17 protein-coding genes, 1 tRNA gene and 1 pseudogene are annotated in these 25,156 nt (G+C 59.9%); 9 read left to right on the plus strand and 10 right to left on the minus strand.

Features of this window, described 5'->3' with window-relative positions; all coding sequences use genetic code 11:
• Positions 1-77: 77 nt before the first annotated feature.
• A complete protein-coding gene (locus EGJ86_RS16290) occupies positions 78-1,451 on the minus strand; it encodes a site-specific integrase (protein WP_038823682.1) in 1,374 nt (457 codons plus the stop codon).
• Between the two features lie 189 nt (positions 1,452-1,640).
• On the opposite strand from EGJ86_RS16290, the gene EGJ86_RS16295 reads away from it, so the two are divergent.
• A tRNA-Ser gene (locus tag EGJ86_RS16295) sits at positions 1,641-1,714 on the plus strand.
• Positions 1,715-1,777: 63 nt separating this feature from the next.
• Here EGJ86_RS16295 and EGJ86_RS16300 read toward each other — a convergent pair.
• From EGJ86_RS16300 to bcsQ, 9 genes are read right to left on the minus strand one after another with little or no spacing between them, the layout of a single operon-like run.
• Positions 1,778-2,902, minus strand: a complete 1,125-nt coding sequence (locus EGJ86_RS16300; RefSeq protein WP_256672459.1) for a cell division protein FtsQ — start codon at positions 2,900-2,902, stop codon at positions 1,778-1,780.
• A 44-nt stretch (positions 2,903-2,946) separates the two neighbouring features.
• Positions 2,947-4,362: an MBOAT family protein gene (locus EGJ86_RS16305; protein WP_125835806.1), complete on the minus strand. Its 1,416-nt coding sequence runs from the start codon at positions 4,360-4,362 to the stop codon at positions 2,947-2,949.
• A gap of 10 nt (positions 4,363-4,372) precedes the next feature.
• Positions 4,373-5,047, minus strand: a complete 675-nt coding sequence (locus EGJ86_RS16310; RefSeq protein ID WP_372237971.1) for an alginate O-acetyltransferase AlgF — start codon at positions 5,045-5,047, stop codon at positions 4,373-4,375.
• Positions 5,044-5,703 carry an SGNH/GDSL hydrolase family protein gene (locus EGJ86_RS16315; protein ID WP_125835808.1) on the minus strand — a complete coding sequence of 220 codons (660 nt, stop codon included), beginning with the start codon at positions 5,701-5,703 and terminating at the stop codon, positions 5,044-5,046. The genes EGJ86_RS16310 and EGJ86_RS16315 overlap by 4 nt, the downstream gene beginning before the upstream one ends.
• A 19-nt stretch (positions 5,704-5,722) precedes the next feature.
• Positions 5,723-9,787, minus strand: a complete 4,065-nt coding sequence (locus EGJ86_RS16320) for a cellulose biosynthesis protein BcsC (protein WP_125835809.1) — start codon at positions 9,785-9,787, stop codon at positions 5,723-5,725.
• Positions 9,766-10,935 carry a cellulose synthase complex periplasmic endoglucanase BcsZ gene (gene bcsZ / locus EGJ86_RS16325; protein ID WP_125835810.1) on the minus strand — a complete coding sequence of 390 codons (1,170 nt, stop codon included), beginning with the start codon at positions 10,933-10,935 and terminating at the stop codon, positions 9,766-9,768. Before bcsZ ends, EGJ86_RS16320 begins: the two co-directional genes overlap by 22 nt.
• A 4-nt stretch (positions 10,936-10,939) precedes the next feature.
• Positions 10,940-13,213, minus strand: coding sequence for a cellulose biosynthesis cyclic di-GMP-binding regulatory protein BcsB (bcsB, locus tag EGJ86_RS16330; protein ID WP_125835811.1), 2,274 nt, complete (start codon positions 13,211-13,213; stop codon positions 10,940-10,942).
• Entirely contained in the window at positions 13,210-15,381 is a 2,172-nt protein-coding gene (gene bcsA, locus EGJ86_RS16335) for a UDP-forming cellulose synthase catalytic subunit (RefSeq protein WP_125835812.1), read from the minus strand. The genes bcsB and bcsA overlap by 4 nt, the downstream gene beginning before the upstream one ends.
• Positions 15,368-16,504, minus strand: a complete 1,137-nt coding sequence (bcsQ, locus tag EGJ86_RS16340; RefSeq protein ID WP_218565886.1) for a cellulose biosynthesis protein BcsQ — start codon at positions 16,502-16,504, stop codon at positions 15,368-15,370. The genes bcsA and bcsQ overlap by 14 nt, the downstream gene beginning before the upstream one ends.
• Before the next feature lie 344 nt (positions 16,505-16,848).
• Between bcsQ and rfbB the strand changes: the two genes are divergently transcribed.
• The 8 genes and pseudogenes from rfbB to EGJ86_RS16380 all read left to right on the plus strand — a co-directional run.
• Positions 16,849-17,910, plus strand: a complete 1,062-nt coding sequence (rfbB, locus tag EGJ86_RS16345) for a dTDP-glucose 4,6-dehydratase (RefSeq protein WP_125835814.1) — start codon at positions 16,849-16,851, stop codon at positions 17,908-17,910.
• 172 nt (positions 17,911-18,082) lie between these two features.
• A complete protein-coding gene (rfbA, locus tag EGJ86_RS16350; protein ID WP_106735618.1) occupies positions 18,083-18,955 on the plus strand; it encodes a glucose-1-phosphate thymidylyltransferase RfbA in 873 nt (290 codons plus the stop codon).
• Complete coding sequence (gene rfbC / locus EGJ86_RS16355) at positions 18,952-19,500, plus strand: dTDP-4-dehydrorhamnose 3,5-epimerase (protein ID WP_125835815.1); 549 nt, start codon at positions 18,952-18,954, stop codon at positions 19,498-19,500. Before rfbA ends, rfbC begins: the two co-directional genes overlap by 4 nt.
• Complete coding sequence (gene rfbD / locus EGJ86_RS16360; RefSeq protein WP_125835816.1) at positions 19,497-20,360, plus strand: dTDP-4-dehydrorhamnose reductase; 864 nt, start codon at positions 19,497-19,499, stop codon at positions 20,358-20,360. Before rfbC ends, rfbD begins: the two co-directional genes overlap by 4 nt.
• A gap of 89 nt (positions 20,361-20,449) precedes the next feature.
• Complete coding sequence (locus EGJ86_RS16365; RefSeq protein WP_125835817.1) at positions 20,450-22,264, plus strand: ATP-binding protein; 1,815 nt, start codon at positions 20,450-20,452, stop codon at positions 22,262-22,264.
• Entirely contained in the window at positions 22,261-23,646 is a 1,386-nt protein-coding gene (locus EGJ86_RS16370) for a sigma-54 dependent transcriptional regulator (protein ID WP_021490512.1), read from the plus strand. The genes EGJ86_RS16365 and EGJ86_RS16370 overlap by 4 nt, the downstream gene beginning before the upstream one ends.
• 305 nt (positions 23,647-23,951) lie before the next feature.
• Positions 23,952-24,944, plus strand: a complete 993-nt coding sequence (gene dctP, locus EGJ86_RS16375) for a C4-dicarboxylate TRAP substrate-binding protein DctP (protein WP_125835818.1) — start codon at positions 23,952-23,954, stop codon at positions 24,942-24,944.
• Between the two features lie 137 nt (positions 24,945-25,081).
• Positions 25,082-25,156 (plus strand): annotated as a pseudogene (locus EGJ86_RS16380) (C4-dicarboxylate ABC transporter); the annotation flags it as partial.

A 25,156-nucleotide genomic window follows, 5' to 3' on the forward strand; every position in this document is an offset into this window, starting at 1 on the left:
GAGGGAGGCGGCTCGGGCTAATGATTGATCAACGACCCCTGATCGCCCGCAGCAGCGAGGCTGCTCAGGACATAGCTTTATTCCCCCTCATCATCTGGTGCAGAGGCCTCCATGCGCCGCCCGTAGAACCCTACCCAATCCACGTCACCAAACTCCTTCTGCAGCAACCCCTTCAGATAGTCATGCCACCCCTGGAGAGCCTCAGCCTTTTCTTCAAAGTATGAGTACCGGTCATAGATCGCATCCACCGACAGGTCCTTATGGTTGAGGATGCGACTGCGCACGTCCTTGCCCAAGCCATGCTTGGACATGTGCGTGGTTGCCGTGCGGCGCAAGTCATGCACGGTTGGACGCGGATAGCCATCGGCAACGCGCAGCAGACTCTCCTCTTCGACCCGACCTGAATCCTTCACGTAGTCATCGTAGAAGCGGCGCATGGCGCGGTTGAGCGAGGGCTGCGTCTGCGGTTTAGCAGGCCAACGCCCTGGAAACACATACTGCCCAGGCTTAGGTTGAGTTTTACTATTAGCCCAGTGTTCAAGGTCATTCGAAATCACTTTCTGAATCTGCCGCTCACGCAGGTAATTCAGAATGCTCAGCACATCGTCCGAAAGCGGAATGGCAATCGGGTTGTTGTTCTTCTCGAACTTGCCACTGCGATCCCAGATCTGCTCGTCCAAGTCGATATCGACCCATCGCATAGCCACGATACGCCCCGAGCGCTGCGCCAGCATCAGACTCAGCAACAGGGAAAACCGCGTATTGGTCGTCAGCGAGGCACCGGCCAACTGGTGCAGAAACCACACCAATTCGTGACGATTGAGGCTGCGCTCCCGTGGCGTTTCCTTGGCCACCCTATTGATCTGCACCAAGGGTGTCGCAGCAAGGATCTCGCGCTCGACGCAGAAGTTGAACATCTTTCGGATCACGGCCAGCAGACGGTTGGCCTGCACCGGCGCGGTCTTGGCCTTATGATCAAGCAGCGCCACGACCTGCTTGCGCGTGACATCACCGATCTTGGTGCGCCCGAGGTGCGGAACAAACTCAGTGCGCAGCATGCGCTCATCTTCACGCCACGATTTCTTGTTCTTCTCGGCCCACTCTAGGTAGCTGACAACCGCCTCTTCGAACGTCGGACTGGTGCGGTACTCGACCAACTCGACGATTTTCTTCTGCCCGGGATCGATACCCTGCTTCAGCAGCTCACCGGCCTGCGCGGCCTTGGCACGCGCCTCAGCAAGCGATAGCTCAGGGTATTTGCCCAGTGTCAGGCGCCGGGGATGGCCATGAAAGCTGTAGAGCAAGATGAAACTTATGCATGTTTTGTTGACCCGCACCCCGAACGTACCCTGCCCCGGCATGGGCGGATCGAGGTAATCCTGACGTCCTTTCTGGGGGTCGTACTTGAGCCGCTGGAGGATGTGTTCCTTCATCGCGCCGCGCTGTTTCATCTGCCCGCTCCTGACTAATACCGGGGTAGGTTTGGGGTAGGACTATAGCGCCTGGGGTAGGTTTGGGGTAGGGATTTGACCAAAGATTAAACAGCGGTTAGATTTTTCTACGCAGCCCAGTAAAATCGATACATACCTTTATATTCATGCACTTAGATAGCTTTAAGGCTTGTCAATTTTGCTGATACGGCCTGTGGAAAACCTAGCTTTGACACTGACTTGTAATCAGTAGGTCCCGGGTTCGACTCCTGGTGCCGGCACCATACAAAACACAAAGGCCCGCTTGCAGCGGGCCTTTGTGTTTCTGAAATGAGTGAACGCAAGGCTTACAAAGCCGGATCACTTTTGTCAGGGCTGCTCCAGTCTTCAAATGGTGTTTGCAGGTCGCGCTCAGGAATTTCCCAGATCACCAGTCGCGGTGGTGTCTGTGTGAAGGCCGGGCTGCTGAAGTAATCCTTGGCTGCGCCGGCAAATTCTCCGCCGTCTTTGGCGAAGTTACCCAAACTGGTCTCCAGTGCCTGCTCCAGAAAAGGCACGAAATTGGAGTTACGCGAAAACGAAGTGCCAATCAGGGCAATATTAGGCAACTGGCTGTCCCCGAACAGGTCGTCTTCACTGATGCCTTGGTCTTGCTCAACTGCACTGAACCGCGACAACTTCACCTTCTCCACGGCAGGCTGCAGCCCTTCTGGCAGCCAGTCCAGACCGGCCAGACGCACCAGGTCGCCTGGACGTACCTGCTTCTCGCCCGAACTGCGAGACCATTGTTTCACTGGCGTAATATCAATACCCAGCTTCTTGATCTGCGACGCAACCCGCTGCGCGGCGTGCTCAGCACCCTCTTCACTCCAGTGCGTATCGGTACGTAGGAACGCTGCGCTGCCGAGCGGCTCTAGCGCTGCCGTCAGATCCAGAACCGACACGCCAGTTTCCTGCGCCAAGCGCTGCCATTGAGCGGCGCGCCCTGCTAATGCGGCAGAGCGCTCAAGACCGCACAGTCGGTCAGCGGCGATACGGCTCTTGTCCGGCACCAGTACGACAAGAAGACCCACGTCACGCTTGGTCAGCCACGCCTCTAGCGCTCTGACCTTTTCCACACGGGCTCGCGCATTGGCGTCGGCATGCCTGTGGATCTTCATCTCATCCGCCAGGAATAGCCAACCCGGGCAGCCTTGACGTACGCGCGGTCCTGTATCACCGATCGCCAGCCAACTCGCTGCCCGCTCCAGATCAGCGGCGCGCTTGGCAAAGGGTACTGCAGCTAGCTCGCGGGCGATACGATGGGTGATTTCACCGTCACGAAAATCTGTCCAGGTGACCTGATCCGGCAGCAGGTCGACCTTGTCGCTGACGAACATCGCCCATAGGCAAAAGCCCAGGCCGCTGAGCAGGAAGACGAACATGACGACCCCAGCCAAAGGGCTGAGGCGAATCATCATGGCGCTCGGCATGACAGGGGCGATGGAGGAACCTTTCTTGGACATTGGCACGCCCCTCAAAACTGGAAGTACAGGAACGGCACGGTTTCACGACTGGCGATCAGGGCAAATGACAGCAGAAACCCAGCAACCGGCCATATCATGCCCACAGCCCTGAACAACCAGACCTCACCAAAGCGGGCCTCGGCACGCGCCTGATACAGTGGTAGCAACAGGCACGCCAGCCCCAGCGCGGCGGCGATGCCATGAGCGGGCCTCAAGGTGGCCGCCATGGCGTCGCCCAAGGCAAACTCATGCAGACCAAACTGCCCGGCGTACATGCTCAGCGCCGTATCAAAATCTGGCGAACGGAACAGCGTCCAGGCCAGGCATACGAACAACAACGTCACCGTATGCGCAAACCACGCCGGCAAGTCTGGCAGGCCACTGCGCGTCCACGCACGGTCGACGCATAGGGCGATACCGTGGGCCGCCCCCCACAGCACGTAATTCCAGCTATCGCCACCGTGCCACAGGCCACCAATGGCCATGATCAGGAAAAGGTTACGATAGGTCTTCCAGGTACCGAAGCGATTGCCACCCAGGCCGATATACAGGTAGTCACGCAGCCAGCTCGACAGTGAGATGTGCCAACGCCGCCAGAAGTCCTGGATATTGCGCGCCCAATACGGGCGATTGAAGTTCTCGGGAAAGTGAAAGCCCAGCATCAGGCCCAGGCCGATGGCCATTGCGCTGTAACCGGCGAAGTCGAAGAACAGCTGCATGGAGTAAGCCAGGCAGCCGATCCAGGCATCGACGAAGGATGGGCTCTGCTGCGCGAACGCCACACTCACAAGAGGCGAGAGGCTGTCGGCGACCAGTACCTTCATGCTCAGGCCGATCATGAATCGGCGCGAACCGAGGGCGAAGTTCTGCGCATTGAAGTAACGCTGCGCCAGCTCCTTGCGTACCCAGTCATAGCGAATGATTGGCCCGGCAATCGAGTGGCCGAACATCGCCAGATAGGTGGCGAAGTTGCTGAAACGATGCTCGACCGGCACGACCTTCCGATGGACATCGACCAGGTAGGAAATCACCTGCAGGACGATGAACGATAGCCCCGCCGGCAATGCCACTTTCTGCCACTCAAAAGGTAGGGCGCCGTAGGAAGTGATCAACTGGTTAAAGGTAGCCGCAAGAATGTTGGCGTACTTGTACCAGCACAGCACCAGGACGTTGATGGTGATCAGCACCACCAGCAGGCGAATACGCTGCCGCGATTCCTCGCGGGTGCGCTCCACCAGCAGGCCTCCGACCCAACCTACTACCGTCAGCAGCACATGCAGGAGAAGAAAAGCCGGGCTCAACCAACCGTAGAAGAACCAGCTACCAAACAGCAGCACATGGTTACGCCCGCCCGGACTGACCAGCGCGTATACCAGCATGAATGCTGGCAGGAACAGAATGAGGAACTCAAGGGAGGCGAAGACCATGGTCGCGTTGTCAGTTGGCCAGATTGTCTTGCACCGAATACAGGCGCGGGCCTTCGGCAGACGGGACGAGGAATACGGTGTAGCGCAGACCGGCAGCCAGTTCGCCGAGGTCCAGCGGTTCGCCGACGGCAACACCTGCACAACGCAGTTGCACCGCAAGCTTCAACGGATTGATCGAACGTCGCTGCAAGCTCCCATCGGCAACCGCCTTGAAAATATCGACGTTACGCCCTGCCGCTTGCAGCCCTGCGTCGACACACGACGCGTCCAGGCTGTAAAAAGCCAGCGATGCCTTCAGTGCGTTGAAGTCATCCGGCTGCTCTCGCACGGTGACTAGGCGCAAGCCCTGCTGTGCATCGGGCAAGCCAACCACGGTGGCAAATTCGCCGGGCTCGACGGTAATGTCCAGCGCCTGCTCGTGAACCCCCAGCTTGAGGCTGCCTTTCACCGGCTTGCCCGCCGGCACGGTGAGAAAGTCCGACGCGCGCATCTGCTCATCCACGCTCAGGCTCGCACCCGAGCCTGCAGCCTTGAGCTCCAGCACCCCGGTCCCAGCATTGAAGAAGCGCAGAAAGGCAGAGTCTTCACTGGGGCCCGTGGGGTAAAGCGGAATCTCGGCGGCTAAGGCCGAGCCGGCAGCCAACAGGCAAGCCGCGCCGATCAGCGCACGATGAAGGCTCATCACTTGTTCCCCTTGAGGCTGGCGGCCGGCAGTTTGCTCACGGCATCGGCAATGGCGTTGCCCCAGGACTTGTAGCCTGCAACGGTGAAATGCTGGCCATCGGTGGTAACCCACTGACCAGGCTTGGACATCTGCAGCGAATCGACGTAGGCACAAGGCGCCACATTGCTAGCCAGAAACTGGGACATCACTTGGGTACGCTGATCATTCTTCTTGTACATACCACCGACCTTGCCCCAAGCAGGTCCAACCCAGACACACTTGGTACCGGTTTCGGCAATCGCCTTGGTCAAGCCAGTCACGCTCTGCCAGGCCCATGCCTTGGGAAACGCAGGTTTGTCATAGGAGGCCATGGTGTCGCCAATCACCAGAACCACGACATCCGGCTTGTGAGTGGCGATCAGATCCTTGATCGGCGTCGTGGTCGCCTCGCGGCCCTTGATCACCAGCTTGCCGGCGTTCTTCTGTTCCGAGCCACAGTCCACTTTCTTGGTCACCAGCCAATCGGCCGCACTGGCGCCACAGGCGCCGATGGAATAGACATTCGCTCCCTTGGCGACCAGAGCCGCATTAAGCGGCTCGGTGAGATGGTTGGCCAAGCTCATATGGCTTTCGCCGAGCACCAGAAGGGATAGACCGGCAAGCGCGGAAGCAGACATCGAAAAATCCTCGATCAATTCAATTCGAATAGGGTGAACGATGGGGGCTGACCGGCAGCGACATGGGCCGGTACTGATCCTCGAACATGTAGCGCAGGTACATGCCGCCGTTCCATTGGCGATAGTCTTGGGCGTTGTTGATGCCCAGCTCGCCCCCCAGAGAGAAATTGCGCCCGAGTCGGTACTCGGCAGCGCCGTAGAGGCTGTAGCCGATACCGGTGCTGCTGGAGCCATCGAACCGTGTAGGAATATCCACGCCCAGGGCCGCCGCGGTGGCCGAAACCTGTTCCAGGTTGCGCTGCACGTCCTTGTCGTTCGGGAAGTATGGCGCCGAGTCCTGCTTGATGTGCTGGATCCCAACCGAGCCGCGCAGGGCATAGGTCCAGCGCTCGGTACGCTGCGCCCAGCTCAGCGGCACGGCCAGCGAGAAGAAGTTCTGCGGGCTAAAATAACCGCCGTTGCCATAGGTGAAGTTGTTCTGATTGTTTTCGTAGCCGATGCCGGTGAGGCTCAGCCCCGCCGTCAGCATGCGACTATCGTCGTTGAGCAGATACCAGTAGATACCCGAACCCAGCTCCGCGCGGGTATTGGCCTTGACGTTGTTACCGGTCAGCGCATGCAACGCTCCATAACCGTAAACCCCTATTTCGCCATCGTCATAGCTGAGCTGCGCACGGCCACCGTTGGCCGTTACGCCACCCCACTCGACACCGGTACGCGCATCACGGGCACCGGCGAAGGACACAAGACTGTCGGTTACTGCACGTCGTGACAGTTCCACGCTGTAACGGGCATGCTCACTGTCACCCAGCGGCCTCTCGACCCCAACGCCACCGATGATGGTGCTGTAGAGAAAGCCCATGGGGCTGACGCCGATGTCAGCCTTCACTCCGCTGGGTTCGTTCTCCCAGGCCACCGCCAACCCTACGCCGGCATCACTCTGGCGACCCACAGCCCCGGCTAACAGTGCATCGGCCCTGGCACCAGCCTCCTCCCTTCTGGTGTTCGCCCTGGCGACTGCCTCCTCGAGCTCACTATCAGTCGCATCAGGGTTTTCGGCGAGAAAATTGTCGAACTCGATCGCCGCAGTAGCGACAGCATTCCCATATTCAGTCGATGCGAAGCTGAGACCAGAGCCGAATCGCACCTTGGCCTCGTTGCTGACGCCACCGGCATTGAGGTTGACCGGCGTGACGCGTACGGCCAGTCGATTGTCACCCACCGGCAGGTTCACCTCGAATGGTGCTTGCACTTCAGTGATCTTGCTAAGCCCAGACTCGCTGTCGTTGCTACGCACCGACAACCCTTGGGCCACGAATGGGCTTCGCTCCTGGGTGATCTGATCCAGCGAACGGGCGGCCTCACTCATACCGGCCAGGCGATCACGCGTGCCCCCCTGCACATCCACAGCGAAAGGATTGCCGACAGATGTACCAGACTGTGAGTAAGGAGCAGGCGGCAGCCCGCTGCCGATTTGCGCATACGATGACAGTGGATCGGCTGTCTCGGATATGGCCTGCACAGGTGCAGGAATACCGACGTCGCTGGTAACCCCAGAACCGACACCGGCAAACGGGTTGCTGCCAACCGTAGGGGCAGCGGCGGCGAAACTTGGCGATTGCTGACGTTTCTCCTGCGCGACCACTTTGCGCAAGAGTTCGGCTGCCGTCCCCGAACGCCCCAGCGAGCGGTAAACCTCGGCTGCCGACGTAAGAATTTGCGCATCCTGGGGTGCCAGTTTCAGCGCATTTTCCAGCGAGGACTCGGCCAGCGCCTTGTCGTTGCGACGGGCAGCCAAGCCGGCCACAGCAACCTGCAGACTGGCATCTTGAGGGTGCCTTTGCATCAGCGGCTTGAGCAACTCCAGGGCTTTTTCCGATTCGCCATTGGCTTCGTACATGCGTGACAACGCCGAGACTGCCAAGCGATCTTGTGGCCGCTGCGCCAAAGCCGGAGCCAGGGTTTCATAGGCCGCTGCTAACTGACCTCGTTCGCGCAGTTGCTCAGCCTGACGCACACGGTAGAGGAACAGCAGATCATCGTACTGACGACGCTCGTCGACACTCATGCTGCGCGCCTGAAGATCGCGCAGGATAGCGGCGACCTCCACATCCTGCTCGGCCTGCAGGAGAATCCCGGCATAGCTGAGAGTCAGTGACAAATCCTCACGCGGGCTGCTGGCAAGCAGACCACGCATAATGGCCATGGCGCGCTGAGGGTCGCCTGCGTCGGCATAAGCCGAGGCCAATGCTGACAAACGCGAGGCTTTGCCCTCTGCAGACTCTTCGAGTCGACTGAGGAATACGCGCGCCTCGGCTTTCTGTCCACTGCGGCTGAGATCGGCGATGCGCTTGAGTTGCAGGTTGAAATCGACCTCGGCGACCAGTCGATTCACATCGGCATCACGCTTGTTTTGAGGAATGCGCGCCAGAGCCTGCTGGGCCTTCTCCCACTCACCCAACTGGATCGACAGCAAAGCGTTGCTGTACAGCGCGTCGCGATCATTGGGCTGCGTGGCGAGCAAGCCATCCATCAAGCTACGCGCCTCGGCCACGGCGCCCAGATCAACATACAGGCGCGCAAGGGAGAATCTTGCCCAGGCATTGTTCGGATCATCACGCAGGGCAGACTCAAGCGCCTGACGCATGGCTTGCGTATCACCACGCGCCTCGGCTATGCGTGCGCGTTGCAGCGCCTGCGCGGCACGTAACTGTCCAAGCCCGCCAAACGCCTCACGCTCCTTGGCGGGCATGCGGTTGATCAGCGCCATTGCCTCATCCGCCTTGCCTTGCTGTGCCAGCACTTGAGCAAGCCCACGCAAGGCACGCGCCTCCTGCGGGCGCTGCACCAGAGCCTGGCGATATCCCTGCTCAGCCAACGCGACGTCACCTTGTTGCGCTTGCAGGTCGGCCAATGCCAGCAGCGCTTCGATATCCTGGGGCTTGAGACGACGCGCTTGTTCGAGTTGCTGGCGCGCGTCAGCGACCCGCTCACGCGCCAGACTGTCACGGGCACGCTGCAGCAACGCCCAGTAACGTACATCATCCAATGCATTGCGCCAGGCACTACCGCCTTTCTGCTGCACGGCCTTGCTTAACAGCAACTCAGCATCATCGAAGCGTTCCTGACGCTGACGCAAAACGCCTAGGCCGCCAAGCGCATCACCATCATTGGGATTGCTCTTGAGATGACTCGACAACTCACGTTCGGCAACTGCCAGATCACCCTTCTCCAGTGCCTTGAGTCCACGATCCAGAGCCGGCGCTCGTGTCCAGGTAGTTTTACTGCCGCCAGCCTGACTGCGACCTTTGGCCAGCAGAGCACCGATCTCGTCATCGTTCGGATAGGCTTTGAGATAACGCTCGAAGAGCGGCGCCTGCGCCTTTTCGGGCGCACCCATCCAGGTCAGTGCCAACCTCCAGGTTTCGGCGGCGTCGCCACCGATATCCTCGCGCCGCGCCAGGGTTTCTAGTGCGCGTATGCCTTCGGCGCGTGTCGCATCGCGACGCACCAGTTGCTTGGCAAAGAACAGGGCGACATAGGGATCCTCCGGGCGTTCGCGCGACAGCCGCTCGAAGCCCGCGCGCGACTCGGGCCAGTGCGCGTCGAGAAACCCCATGTTGTTGTAGAATTCACGCCCGACCAGCCCCTGCGCCGGCTTGCCGCCCAACGCGCGGCGATACAGCGCATCGGCCTTGGCGCGCTCATCGTTGTCCACCGCCAGCCGTGCTTCTTCAAGCAAACGGGCATTGGCAGGCTCGGCCAGACGAATATCCTGCTCAAGTTGCAAGGCCTCTCGTGGCATGGGCTCGATTGCCTGCAACCGGGCCAGGTAGTCACGCGCCTGTTTCAGATCGTCGTCTTTCACGGCGATCAGGCCCAGACCGTATAGCGCCTCAGGCTGGCTAGCATCAAGCATCAGCAGCCTGTTCCAGACTTCAGCGGCGCGCGTGGGCTTGTCCTCGCCTTGCCAGAACTTGCCCTGCTCGATCAGTAGCCGCTGAGCATCACTGCCCTGCGCCATGACTGCACCGTGCAGCAATGCAGCAAACAAGCCGAGGGTTAGGGGGCTTTTACGGAACATGCAGACTCCCACGATGGTTCAAGCCGCCCATCCGCGTCGAAACGGTAACGCTTTTCGGCCCAACCTAGACCGAAAAGGCTGAGCATATAGTTGTAATAAATGGGCACAGACGAACCTTCATTGCGCCCTTGAGCAAGCCCCGCCAGTGCAAGACGCTGTTGCTGTTCGGCCAACCAAGGCTCCGAGGATGCCTGAAAGTAAGGCACCAACGCAGCGGAAAAGCCGAACGGTGCATGCCCTTCAGCCTTGCCGGTCATGATGGAAACCCTCTCAGGTGGCATGCCAGTAGCGGCTACTACGCGCGCCATGCCCCGCAATGATTCAAGGATGGGCTTGGCCAAAGGGTCGGCAGGAGCGGTCATGCCCGCCCAGAGGTATACGCGGATGGCATCATAACTGCCGATATCGCCTTTGATCGGATCAGGCACGAAGAGCCCCGAGGCCGCTGAGGTTCCACGATAGCCCACCCAGTCAGCAGCGAAACCATGCCCACCGCCATCACGCAGCAACTTTACGCTGCTCTCGACAATCTGCTCCCAGGGTCCGTCGGGGTCGGCGCTGACCAGCCTACGAAGAACGGAAATTGGCGCATAACTGGGGTTGAGTCGCCAGAGATGGTCAGGCTGAACGAAACCAACAGGCCCAGGCATCAAGGTCGATCCGAGCCCCGGCAGATCGAGGATTTCCTGTGCTTTTACTTGCCCCAGTAATGCCAGCGCATCATCGCGATACTCTGCATGCCCCCACAGCCTATGTGCTTCGAGCAGGGCATAAGCGAACCAGATGTCGGCATCGGATGCGGAGTTGGCATCCTGTACCTGCCAGCGACCATCCTTGCCCTGCCCCCAGAGCCAGGCCGGCAAAACATTCTGAGGATCGTTACCCGCCAGGTTCTCACGACTCCAACGCCAAATCTGCGCAAAGCGTTCGGCATCATTGGCCACCAACGCAAAGAACAAGGCATATGCCTGCCCTTCCGAGGTGCTGTGATTGTCCAGCAAACTGGATTCCAGGACGCGGCCATCAGCCTGCACCCAGGTTTCGGCAAAACGCTGCCATAGGGGCCACTGTACATTGCATGCGGCCTGAGCTGGCAGGTAACCGAGTGCTAACACCAGAGCAGCACAACGCATGAGACTGCGCTTCATCGACTCATACCTTAAGTCGCGCACGGGCACGGGCACGCAGGCTCAGGAACAGCAGCACACTGGCCAAGGCAACACCTGCTGCGGTGAAGAGCAGCATCAGCCCCAGGTGCCGTGACAACAGCCACTGCAGATAACGGAACCAACCCAACTCACCAATGAAATACTGCTCATCAGCGACCAGTGAGTTAATACGTGTGCCATTGACCACGGCAAGGCTGCCCTGAATCGACTGCTCGTAGTTCTCGCCACCACGCAGCGCTGCTGTAATGTCGTTCAATCCTTCGGGGGCGCTAGCTGCGATAACCACCACACTGCGACCACTGCTCACCGGCGATTCGAAGCCAGCCAGGTAGTTGCTAACCGCCCCACGCCCCAGAGTCACGCTGCTACGGGCACGGCGTAGATTGGCACGCTGATCGCTAGCCACCCAATCGCGTACCTGGTGTACCAGATCGGAAAACTCGAAGCGTGATTGCCCGTCCAGTGCGGCCGGAAGGTATTGCGCCCAACGCTCTAACAATGGCTGATTGGAGCCCGAACCGATCACCAGAAGATCCCGGCCCTGCAACTCAGCTTCATCATCGGCCTGTACCACACTGAGCCCGGTAGCCGGCAAACCGGTTGAGTTACCGAAACGGCCTAGTACATCAAGCATCGCGGAGATCTCCGCCCCACCAGCATCGCTCGGCATGACAACAGCCGTCTCGGACAGATCAGCCATCCGCGTAAATGGAAAGCCGCTATCCTGAAACACGCCCAGGTTAGGCATCGCAATGAAATGCTTGTAGCCACTGAGATCGATGGTTGAGTCAGGCTCGATGGTTCCGCGCATGTTATCGATGATGATGTCGCGGCATTCGCCCTGCTTGATGTAGTCGTACATGAAACGCAATTGCAGATCGGACTGTGGCGACAGGCTATCGAGCGGTATGCGCAGGTGCGCCTCACGCAACAGGGTGTCGTCCTGTTGTAGTTTGGCCATCACCCCTTGTTCGTCCTGCAAACGCTCCTGCGAGGGCAGCGGCAGGGACTTGATGAATTTACCGCTGACGCTGACCAGCAGAGAAGAGTTGGTCGATTGTGGCTGCGGTGTAAAACGATACTTCAGATGCAGGGGAACACCGCTTTCGCGCCAATTGAACAAATCCGGCGGCAGGCGCATTGGCAAGCTGATGGTGCCGGGGTCATAGCCGGATACGCTCAGCCCCTTGGGCTCGAGCAGTTCCCCCAAAGACACGGGGCGATCACTGGGCAACCAGTTGGGCGCATCATAAGGCTTGCGCGGCTCAAGAACAGTCAACTCGGAAATCTCGGCGACCTCTCCATTCAGCGCCTGGCTACCGCTGACCAATGCAAGAGCGGCCTGCTTCAATTGTTCGCTATCACGCCCGGCAATGACCAGAAGTTTGCCGTAGGGGTCATTGGGATTGGTTTGTACGCTTAGCGTCGGAACATTGACGGACTCAGTATCGAGGCCGGCCACTCTACGCTCTCCGATCAGCATCACGACGGCATTGCCATGCGCCGGCAGCTGCTCGGCGACCGGAAAACGCGCACCACGATAACTGGCCAAGGCACCGAACCAGGACGCTACCGCACCAGCAGCCTCAAGCGTACGATTATCCGGCGAACCTAGCAGAACAAAGGGTAGTTCCAGCAAACGCGAGTCCCGCACATCGAAGAAGGGCAAAGGTAACAGCGACAGGTCATTGGATAGCGCCAGCGGCGTGGTCTGCAGGTCTAAACGACTGCTGTTATTGACTTTGGCCCACAGACTGGAATGCAAGGGATCCTCGCACTGCATGGTGTAGTGTCCAATCAACTGCAGGGTCAAACGATTGAACTCGGTAACCAGATGCGCCGGGATCTGTACGGATTGCTGCTGAATGCTGCCCGCCGTTTCCTTCGGCAAGGCAAGACTGGCCGCAACCTGATCGTTAACCAGTACATTGAGCTGTGAAAGTTCCGGAATCAGGGCTGGGGAGTAGCTGTACTCCAGTTGCAGACGTGCATCCGTCACAACCTGATCGGCGCGCACATCGAAACTTACGCCATCGCTACCCTCAATACCCCGAAGATTCATCACATAATTGGTGCCCAACTGTTTCAGTGTCGCGCTGTAAGTCGGCTCGAAGGAGACTTGCGCACCGCCTTCAACTACATCATCCGTGTGCTCTTGATCATCGGCCCATGCCGAAGAAACAACCAGGAGCGCCAGCAAAGATGCAAGAGCAAAAAGAGTCCGAGCTTTCGGTAAGCCAGAGTGCAGAGCGGTCATGAATTCCTCGGATTTGTACTTGCCAGATCAGATGTGGAACGAATTCGACGAGCCAATTCATCCCGTGTCGCGCGAGTGAGTTGCCGAATACCGCGCCAGCCGATCACACTCACTTCCGCCAAGGCAGTCAGTGGCGTATCGACAACTCCCTGCCCCCATGTCGAAGCCCAGGTATCAGCGCGGGAAAACGTCATGCGCGTCAGCTCGAATTGTTGCCGTAAATTGAGATCGATGAAGCTCAAACCGACAGTGGTGCCTTTGCTAAACACCACTTTGGCTGGTAGCTGACACGTTTCATTGCCACGACTGAGCGAAACCTTAAGTTGCTGACCATGGATAATTTCCATCCCTGTAGGCAAATTGATACCCATTCCGCGCTGGGAGAAGTCATTGGTTTCACATGCCATGCGGCTACCGTCGGGTAAGTACAACTCGACCGGTAACTTGGCGAATACTCTAGGTTCAGCGCGTATCTGCCTCGTCTCACTGGCGACCGCTACCGCTGCGGAGCTGATCACGATGTTGTAAACCGTCCAGGCCATGTTGATCAGCAGGGTCGCCGTACTGGCGTCACCATCGAATATCAGCCTGAGAACACCTACCAGAGCACCGAGCAAATTGAGCAGGAGCACGATGATGTAAGGGCGGGCCATCTTCCAGTCGAAGTACCCCTTATCGATCATGCCCCCCTTGGCCGTCACGTTGAACTTGCCCAGTTTCGGGCTGACCATGGCCAAGAGTACCGGGCGCATGATGTACCAGGCCAAAACGGTTTCGTAGACCTCATTCCAGAAGGAATGGCGGAAGCGTCCCTGGATGGTGGAGTTGGTCACGCTCGCGATCAGAATATGTGGCAAGGCGTAGGCGAGGATCAGTAAGGCGGGGGCTTGGAATATCTGCGCATCAAACATCAGATAGGCCAGAGGCGCGGTCAAAAACACCAGACGTGGCAGGCCATAGAAGAAATGCAGCATGGCATTCAGGTAGCAGAGCCGCTGCCCGAACGACAGCCCCTTACCCAACAGAGGGTTGTCGGTCCGGAAAATCTGAGCCATGCCGCGCGCCCAACGGATACGCTGCCCAATATGTCCGGAAAGACTTTCAGTCGCGAGCCCTGCGGCCTGCGGCAGAGCCAGGTAGGCCGTGTTGTAACCGAGCCGATTGAGCTTGAGCGCGGTATGCGCATCCTCAGTCACGGTTTCCACGGCGACACCACCGATTTCCTCGAGCGGCGCACGACGGATGATGGCGCAAGAGCCGCAGAAAAAGGTGGCATTCCACAGATCGTTACCGTCCTGCACCAGCCCATAGAACAGCTCACCCTCGTTCGGAACGGTGCGAAAGGTATTGAGATTTTTCTCGAACGGATCCGGAGAAAAGAAGAAGTGCGGGGTCTGCAGCATTGCCAGCTGTGGATCTTTGAGGAACCAGCCCATCCCTACCTGCAGGAAAGAACGAGTCGGTACGTGATCCGCATCGAAAATGGCGATGTACTCGCCACGAGTCTGGCGCAGTGCATTATTGAGATTGCCAGCTTTGGCGTGGATATTATCAGTCCGAGTGATGTAGCCGACCCCTGCCTGCTTGCAGAACCGACGAAATTCGTCACGACGCCCGTCATCGAGTACGTAGATATTGAGTTTGTCTCGCGGCCAATCAATTGCCTGCGCGGCGAGCACTGTCAGTCGAATGATGTCCAGTGGTTCGTTATAGGTAGGAATGTAGATATCGACACTGGGCCACTGACGACTATCAGCTGGCAGAGGATAGGGCCTGCGCTGCAAAGGCCAGGCCGTCTGCACATACCCAAGCAAAAGCACCAGAAGTGCATAGAGTTCAGCCACGACCAGACCGTAGCCAAACACTATATCCAACGGATCTTCGAAACCCAATGACGCGGTCAGGCGCCAGTACATGTAACGTAAAGAAGCAATCACCGACATGACGATCATCGCCAGAATCGCAAGTCGCCCAGCTTTACGCCGCAGCAAAAGTGCAACCCCCAGACATATGACGCAAAACGTCATCTGCGCCTCCAGATCAAGGGGCGCAGCAATCACCACGACCAGCAGAGCGATCGCCACCAAACCAAGCAGTGCCGAACACCAGGTAGAATTGAGTACGCTGCCCACTGACGCGGACAGCGTGCGACCCTCATCGTGGCTCATGTTGCGGCACGCACGCAGTAGTGGCGGCTGCAAGACGAACTACCAGAGCGCCAGAGCAATCCAGAATATCGCTGCTCGCGACGCTTTGCGGGTCATACTCCAAAATATTGCGGTTATAGGCCAAAGCGTCACCAATGGAAGGATCGTGATGCACCAGCCCCAAAATTTTCCGACCGAGTAACTCCTGAAGAATGCACGTGATATCGCGACTCAACTGCCGACTTTCATCCACCTGATTGATGAGGTAGGTAGCCCCCATAAAGTTCTCGCACCCAGCCGTGTGAGCCTGAATCAGACTATCGATCCTGGGTAGCGCCGTGTAGGAAGCTGCATCGGCAAGACTGACTACCACCGCCTCATTGGCAACGGATAAAGCCTGGCGCAGATAAATGGAGGAACCAGGTGGCGTATCAATAAAAACGACAGAACCTTCTACCAGTTCCATCGCAACCAGGCGCTGAGCAAGCCAATCAGGCGTTGCTTGCAGTTGCTGCTCAAAATCAAGCCGCCGCGCCTCGTCGATATCACCGTAGGGCAATACGAATACACCGCTATCACTCGGCATACCGCAGGAATGCCAATCTTGCTCGCCGTGTGCAATACCGAGAGCCGAACAATCACCCACGCCCTCAATGGCCTTGAAATGATGCTGCAGGGCATTCTGAGGATCCAGATCCAATGCCAACACCGGCCGACCAGCGCGCTGCATGGCCGAAGCAAGACTGGCTGACAGGGTCGTTTTACCTACGCCACCTTTGGCCGAAACGACGGCAACCACCCTGATGCGCTCGAGCAAGGATTGAGTAGAAGGGACTTCCATATGAATAGGAATCGCTTCCCCCTCGTGCGCACGCTTGGCTAGTAACGCCCGAAGACCAGCCGACGACCAGACGGAAGACTCGCTGCCAACCACAGGAACGACAGGAGGGCTCTTACGCTCGACCTTGAGTGCAGGAATACACGCGTCGTCAAAGGACTTCTGTGCGCCCCCACCCTGGGCACCGCCATCTGTGACATCAATCTCGATACATTCATCTGACGGCCGCTCCTGATCTGCATAACGCAAGCCATCATGAGGGATTTCCTGATACTGCTCAGGGCGGCCACCGATCCATTTGAACAAACCACTGATATCGTTAGATAAACTCATATAAGGGCACTCAAATAAGGTGCTGGAATAAGATTGGCGGCAGCCAAAGCAAAGGCGTCAAAAAACAGGCAAATAGCGCAACCCAACAACCGACGCGTCAATATATTAAGCATTGACATATAGTGTCAAGATGATATCTGGCTACTATTTTTATACACATGCCCAAGCCAGAGGCCTTATGCCAGACAGTTCATATCAGGCATGACATTCAGAGCACAGCCACTCATGGCATGCCGATTCTGCAGCCGGTTATAATTCGGCCCTCATATTTATCTTTTCGATCTAAAAACAAACCACTCAAAACCAAGGCATATAAGATGCGCATTCTTATTACCGGCGGTGCCGGCTTCATCGGTTCGGCGCTTATTCGCTATCTGATCCAGCATACCGGGCATGAGGCGCTCAACCTCGACAAACTGACCTACGCCGGCAACCTGGAATCGCTTGCACCCGTTGATGACAACCCGCGATACCGCTTCGTCCAGGGCGACATTGGCGACAGCGAATGCGTCGCGGCGACACTGGCCGAGTTCCAGCCGGACGCCATCATGCACCTGGCCGCCGAGTCCCACGTCGACCGCTCCATTGATGGCCCGGCCGCGTTCATCCAGACCAATATCGTCGGTACCTATAGCCTGCTGGAAAGCACTCGCGCCTACTGGCTTGGCCTGAGCGCTGAGCGCAAGGCGGCCTTTCGCTTCCATCACATATCCACCGACGAGGTGTACGGCGACCTGCATGGCGTCGACGATCTCTTTACCGAAACTACTCCTTACGCACCCAGCTCGCCTTATTCGGCGAGCAAGGCGGCGTCCGATCATCTGGTGCGCGCCTGGCAGCGCACCTATGGCCTGCCGGTGCTGCTCACCAACTGCTCGAACAACTACGGTCCCTATCATTTCCCCGAAAAGCTGATCCCGCTGATGATCCTCAACGCCCTGGCGGGCAAACCGCTGCCGGTGTATGGCAACGGTCAGCAGGTGCGTGATTGGCTGTATGTGGAAGACCACGCGCGCGCCCTGCTCAAGGTGGTCAGCGAAGGTCAGGTCGGCGAGACCTACAATATCGGTGGCCACAACGAGCAGAAGAACCTCGATGTGGTGCGCGCCATCTGCGCTTTGCTGGAAGAGTTGGCGCCACAGAAGCCGGCTGGTATCACGCACTATGAAGACCTGATCACCTACGTGCAGGATCGCCCCGGCCATGACCAGCGCTACGCCATCGACGCCAGCAAGATTGAGCGCGAGCTGGGCTGGGTACCGCAGGAAACCTTCGAAACCGGACTGCGCAAGACGGTGCAGTGGTACCTGGACAATCTCGACTGGTGCCGCCGCGTGCAGGATGGTAGCTATCAGGGTCAGCGACTCGGCGCACTCTAAGGAGCCTATTGATGATCTGCTGCGCGTCGGCCCTGCTGCGTTAAAAACAGCCTGGAGCGCCAGCCCGGTCGGAATGCTCATTTACAACTCGTAAACTCCGCTTCCTCGCCTGTTTTTGCCTTGCATGGCTCTAGCTCGCGAGATCCTAAACAGGCTCCAAGGAGCAGGAATAATGAAAGGCATCATTCTCGCCGGCGGTTCCGGCACTCGCTTGCACCCCATCACCCTCGGCGTCTCCAAGCAGTTGCTGCCAATCTATGACAAGCCGATGATCTATTACCCGTTGTCGGTGCTGATGCTGGCCGGCATTCGCGAGATTCTGATCATCTCCACCCCAGAAGACCTGCCCAACTTCCGCAAGATGCTCGGCGATGGCAGCCAGTTCGGCATCGAACTGCAGTATGCCGAGCAACCCTCGCCTGATGGCCTGGCGCAGGCCTTCCTGATCGGCGAGTCGTTCATTGGAAACGACTCGGTGTGCCTGATCCTCGGCGACAACATCTTCCATGGTCAGCACTTCACCGAGAAGCTGCTGCGCGCAGCCAGCCACGACAGCGGCGCCACGGTATTCGGCTACTGGGTCAGCGATCCCGAACGTTTCGGCGTGGTCGAATTCGATGCGGCTGGCAATGCGCTGTCGATCGAGGAAAAGCCGGCACAACCCAAGTCCAGCTTTGCCGTGACCGGCCTGTATTTCTACGACAACGATGTGGTGCAGATCGCCAAGGCGGTCAAGCCCTCGCCACGCGGCGAGCTGGAAATCACCGACGTGAACAATGCCTACCTGGCCCGCGGCGACCTGCGCGTGGAGCGCTTCGGCCGCGGCTTCGCCTGGCTCGATACCGGCACCCACGACAGCCTGCTCGATGCCTCGCACTACGTACAAACAGTGGAAAAACGCCAAGGCCTGAAGGTCGCCTGCCTCGAAGAAATCGCCTATCAGCAGGGCTGGATCGACCGCGACAAACTGCTCGTGTGCGCCAAGGCGCTGGGCAAGACCGGCTACGGCCAGTACCTCTACAAACTGGCGGAGGAATCGCTGTGAAAGTGATCGCAACCGCACTGCCGGAAGTGCTGATTATCGAACCCCAGGTATTCGGTGACGAGCGCGGCTTCTTCTACGAGAGCTTCAACGCACGGCGCTTTGCCGAAGCCACCGGCGTAACCCGTGAATTCGTCCAGGACAACCATTCACGCTCCGCGCGCGGGGTACTGCGCGGCCTGCACTATCAACTGCAGCAGGCCCAGGGCAAGCTGGTGCGCGTCAGCACTGGCGAGGTCTATGACGTCGCGGTCGACGTACGCCGCAATTCGGCGAATTTCGGCAAGTGGGTCGGCGTGCATTTGTCCGCCGAGAACAAACGCCAGCTGTGGGTGCCGGAAGGCTTCGCCCACGGTTTCCTGGTACTCAGCGAATACGCCGAATTCCTCTACAAGACCACCGACTACTACGCGCCCACTCACGAGCGCTGCATTCGCTGGGACGACCCACAACTGGCCATCGACTGGCCGCTCGACGGCCTGACGCCGCAACTCTCAGCCAAGGACCAGCAGGGCCTGAGCCTTACCGATGCAGAGACCTTCGCATGAAGATTCTGATCAGCGGCCACACCGGCCAGGTCGCCCGTGAACTGCAGCTGGCCCTGCGCGAGCATGAACTGATCAGTCTCGGCCGGCAGGCATTCGACCTGTCGCGCCCGGAAACCCTGGGCGACATCATCCTGCGCGAGCGGCCGGCGCTGGTGATCAATGCCGCCGCGTACACCGCCGTCGACCAGGCCGAGCAGGAGCGCGAGCTGGCTTTCACCATCAATGCCGATGCGCCGCGTGCCATCGCCGATGCCTGCTTCGAACTGGACATTCCGCTGATTCACTACTCCACCGACTACGTCTTCGATGGCAGCAAGACCACGCCTTACCGTGAAGCCGATACGCCACATCCGTTGGGCGTCTATGGCGCCAGCAAGGCGGCCGGTGAACAGGCGCTGCGCATCAGCGGCTGCGATCACCTGATCCTGCGCACCAGCTGGGTCTACTCGCAGCACGGGCGCAACTTCTTGCTCACTATGCAGCGCCTGCTGCAGGAGCGCGACGAGCTCAGCGTCGTCGACGACCAGATCGGCGCACCGACCTGGGCTGGCAGTATCGCCAGCGCCACTGCAGAGCTGATCGACAAGTGGCAGCACGGGCGCCATCACTGGGGCACCTACCATCTGACCTGCCAGGGCGAAACTAGCTGGTTCGGCTTCGCCAGTGCCATCGCCGAACGCCTGCGTGCAGCCGGCAAGCCTTGCGCCAGGCTGCGTCCCATCCCCAGCAGCGAGTACCTAACGCCGGCTCAGCGCCCACTCAACTCACGCCTGGATGGCAACCGCCTGGAGCAGGATTGGCAGGTTCGCCTACCGGACTGGCACACCGCCCTGGACGCCTGCCTGCAACGCATGAACTGAGCCCCTGCGTTTCATCCGCGCGGCCAGTGCCCATCACCGGCCGCACGCTTAACGTGCATAATGCGCCGATCATTTCTGCACGGTTTGCCATGAGCACGAACACTGCCACTCCCCGTCGCCTGCGCTGGCGCAGCCTCGTGCTGTTGGCGCTGCTGCTTGCGCCACTGCTGTGGCCGGTCCACTTCCTGGCCGAGCGCTACTACCGCGAAGTGCTGATCGAACAAAATCGGCAAACCCTCGATCTGTATGTGGCCAACCTGCTCGGCACGCTGCGCCGCTACGAAGTGCTGCCGCAGATTCTCGGCGATCTGCCAGGCCTGCGCGCCGCCCTGCATGCCCCTGAAGACCCAGCCGCCCTGGACAACGCCAACCGCTTGCTGGCCCGCGTGAAGAGCCAGACCGGCGCCGACGTGATCTACCTGATGAACCCGCGCGGCGTCACCCTGGCCGCCTCCAACTGGGACAAACCCGACAGCTTCGTCGCCGGCAACTTCGCCTTCCGTCCGTATTTCCGCGAAGCATTGGCCGGGCGCCTGGGGCGCTTCTTCGGCCTGGGTACAACGTCTGGCAAGCGCGGCTACTACTTCGCCTACCCGGTGCGCGAGGACGAGCACAACATCGGCGCGCTGGTGGTCAAGGTAGACCTCGACCACACCGAAACCCTGTGGGGCAATACGCCGGAACAGTTGCTGGTGACCGACACCAACGGCGTGGTCATTCTTACCTCGCGCCCGGATTGGCGCTTCCACTCCAGCCGTCCGCTGGACCGCGTCGAGCAGTCGGCCATCGCCGCCAACCAACCCTACCCGACCCAGGCACCGCCCGCACTCGACCTTGATCCCAACGCCTGGTTGACGCAAAGCCGAGCCCTGGAAGAAACCGGCTGGACGGTAAGTATTCTCGCCCCACGCATCCTGCTCGATCGCCCCGTGCGCAGCGCCGTGGCCGTAGGAGCGGCTGCCCTGCTGGCCCTGCTGCTGCTGCTCGGCCTGATGATCCTGCGCCGCCGTCACTACCTGGAGCGCATTGCCCTCGACGCCCGCGCCAAGGCCGAACTGGAGCAGCGCGTCGCAGAACGAACGCATGACCTGGAACTGCTCAACAGCCGCCTCAAGCAGGAAGTACTCGAGCGTGAACAGGCTCAGCAGGAGCTGGTGCGCGCTCAGGACGAGCTGGTCCAGGCCGGTAAGCTGTCGGCGCTCGGTACCATGAGTGCCAGCATCAGCCACGAACTCAACCAGCCGCTCGGGGCGATCCGCAGCTACGCGGAGAACGCCAGCACCCTGCTTGACCATCAGCGCAGCGACGATGCTCGCGCCAACCTCAAGCTGATCAGCGAGCTGACCGAGCGCATGGCCTCGATCATCACCCATTTGCGCTCCTTTGCCCGCCGCGACCGCCACGCGCCGGAGCGGGTTGCCCTGCAGCCAGCACTGGATGATGCCCTGGCGCTATTGGCCAAACGCCGCCGGGCGATGGATGTAGAGTTGATCCGCGACCTGCCGGACGCCACGCTCTGGGTCCAGGCCGGCGAGACGCGCCTGCGCCAGGTGCTCGGTAATCTGCTCGGCAATGCGCTCGATGCGCTGATCGATAAAGCCCCTCCTAGACGCATCTGGATCAGCATCGAGCTTCAAGCCGAGCACCTCCACCTGCTGCTGCGCGACAATGGCCCAGGCTTCTCGCCCGAATCGCTGGCGCGCGCGCGCGAGCCCTTCTTCACCACCAAGACCAGCGCTCAGGGCCTGGGGCTCGGCTTGGCCATCTGCGATAGCCTGGTGCGTGCGCTGGACGGCGAACTGCTGCTGGCCAATCATCCGGCCGGCGGTGCACTGATCACCCTGCGTCTGCGCCTGGCCAGCCCCGGCGTCAACCTGCAACCCTCAGAGGACCCTTCGCCATGACCAGCGACAGCGCCATCGACAGCCGCATTCAGGTACTGCTGATCGACGACGACGCCCATCTGCGCCAGGCACTCAGCCAGACGCTCGATCTGGCCGGGCTCAAGGTCATCAGCCTGGGCGATGCGCAGGGCCTCGCCGCGCGCATTCCCGCAGGCTGGCCAGGCGTGGTGGTCAGCGATATCCGCATGCCGGGCATCGATGGCCTGCAACTGCTGCAGCAATTGCGCGAGCGTGATGCCGAGCTGCCCGTGCTGCTGATCACCGGCCACGGTGACGTGCCGCTGGCCGTGCAGGCGATGCGCGCCGGCGCCTACGACTTCCTGGAAAAACCCTTCGCCAATGACGACCTGCTAGACAGCGTGCGCCGTGCGCTGGAGCTGCGCCGCCTGGTGCTGGACAACCGCAGCCTGCGCATGGCGCTCAATGACCGCCAGCAACTGTCCAGCCGCCTGGTTGGCCAATCGCCGGCCATGCAGCGCCTACGCGAGCAGATCGGTGCGCTGGCCAGCATCGCCACCGACGTACTGATTCTCGGCGAGACCGGAGCCGGCAAAGAGGTGGTCGCACGCGCTCTGCACGACCTGTCCAACCGCCGCGAAGGGCCCTTCGTCGCCATCAACGCCGGTGCACTGGCCGAGTCGGTGGTGGAAAGCGAGCTGTTCGGCCATGAGGCTGGCGCCTTCACCGGCGCGCAAAAACGGCGCATCGGCAAGTTCGAGTTCGCCAACGGTGGCACCCTGTTCCTCGACGAGATCGAGAGCATGAGCATGGATGTGCAGGTCAAGCTGCTGCGCCTGCTGCAGGAGCGCGTGGTCGAGCGCCTTGGTGGTAATCAGCTGATCCCGCTGGATATCCGCGTGATCGCCGCGACCAAGGAAGATCTGCGTCAGGCCGCCGATGCCGGGCGTTTCCGCGCCGACCTTTACTACCGCCTCAACGTCGCACCGTTGTCCATCCCACCGCTGCGCGAGCGCGGCGAGGACGCCCTGCTGCTGTTCCAGCACTTCGCCGATGGGGCGGCCGCCCGCCACGCCTTGGCGCCGCGAGAGCTACAGCCGGGACAGCGCGCCTTGCTGCTGCGTCATCCGTGGCCAGGCAACGTGCGTGAGTTGCAGAACGCCGCCGAACGCTTCGCCCTGGGCCTGGAGCTAGCGCTCGACAGCAACGCGCCAAATCTGCCGCCGGTCAACGGCGGGCTCAGCGAACAAGTCGAAGCCTTCGAACGCGCCCTGATCGCTGCCGAGCTGAGCCGCCCGCACGGCTCGCTACGCAGCCTGGCCGAAGCGCTGGGCGTGCCGCGCAAGACCCTGCACGACAAACTGCGCAAACATGGGTTGAATTTCTCAGGTGCTGGCGGAAGCTCGCCAGAGGACTTCGACTGACTGGCGGCAAACCGCCATTTTCAGCCATCCATACCTGATGCTGGCGGGCCCATACGCCGACCAGAGGGTCGGTAAAGGAACATAAAAGCCCGCAGCCATGGGCCTTTGCACGGCACGCAAGGTCGGAATATCGCAGACTGGCACAAGGGTTGCTCTAGGCTAACGTCAAGCGAACCCACAAGTACAAGTCCAGGCCTCGCTAATGCCACCGGCGTTTTTCTCCAAGCCGCCTAGACTTGCTCTTATCCGTTCGTCAGCTGCGCCCCGGCGCAAATGCGATAAACACAACAAGAGGAAGCATCCGCATGTTCAAACTGACTGCCAAGGCGCTGGCTTGCGCCCTGTCCCTGTCCATCGCTGGCGTAGTTCACGCTGCCGACCCGATCGTCATCAAGTTCTCCCACGTGGTTGCCGAGCACACCCCGAAAGGTCAGGGTGCAGTGCTGTTCAAGCAACTGGCTGAAGAGCGTCTGGCTGGCAAGGTCAAGGTCGAGGTCTACCCGAACTCCTCGCTGTTCGGCGACGGCAAGGAAATGGAAGCGCTGCTGCTCGGCGACGTCCAGCTCATCGCCCCGTCCCTGGCCAAGTTCGAGCATTACACCAAGCAGCTGCAGGTATTCGACCTGCCGTTCCTGTTCGACGACATGGCAGCTGTTGATCGCTTCCAGAAAGGTCCAGAAGGCCAGAAACTGCTGACCTCGATGACCGACAAGGGCATCACCGGCCTGGCCTACTGGCACAACGGCCTGAAGCAGCTGTCGGCCAACAAGGCGCTGCTGGAGCCGAAAGACGCCCGTGGTCTGAAGTTCCGCGTACAGGCTTCTGCCGTACTGGAAGAGCAGTTCAAGGCCGTGCGCGCCAACCCGCGCAAGATGAGCTTCGCCGAGGTATACCAAGGCCTGCAGACTGGCGTGGTCAACGGTGCCGAGAACCCGTACTCGAACATCTACAGCCAGAAGATGCACGAAGTACAGAAGTACATCACCGAGTCCAACCATGGCCTGCTGGATTACATGCTGATCACCAACACCAAGTTCTGGGACGGTCTGCCGGCTGACGTACGCGACGAGCTGGACAAGATCATCGCCGAGGTCACCGTCGAGGTGAACAAGCAGGCTGACGCCCTCAACGAAGGCGACAAGCAGCGTATCGCCGAAGCAGGCACCACCGAGATCCTGACCCTGACTCCTGAGCAGCGTGGCCAATGGCGCGATGCCATGCAGCCGGTATGGAAGAAGTTCGAAGGTGAGATCGGCGCTGACCTGATCAAGGCCGCGCAAGCTGCCAACCAGCAATAAGGCCGGAGAGCCGTAGGGTGGGCAGAGCGTCGATGCTCTGACCCACCACGACGCCCGCGACGGGCGTCGATCAACGCTGTAACCGGTGGGCCGGCTACCGTCCCACCCTACGCCCTTTCCATTCGGGAGAACCGACCATGAACGCCTTGCGGCGCGGCTGGGAGCACTTCGAGGAAGGCTTTATCGCTTTCCTCCTGGCGACCATGACGCTG

The organism is Pseudomonas sp. o96-267, from assembly GCF_003935465.1.
GTDB classification, from domain to species: Bacteria; Pseudomonadota; Gammaproteobacteria; order Pseudomonadales; family Pseudomonadaceae; genus Aquipseudomonas; species Aquipseudomonas sediminis.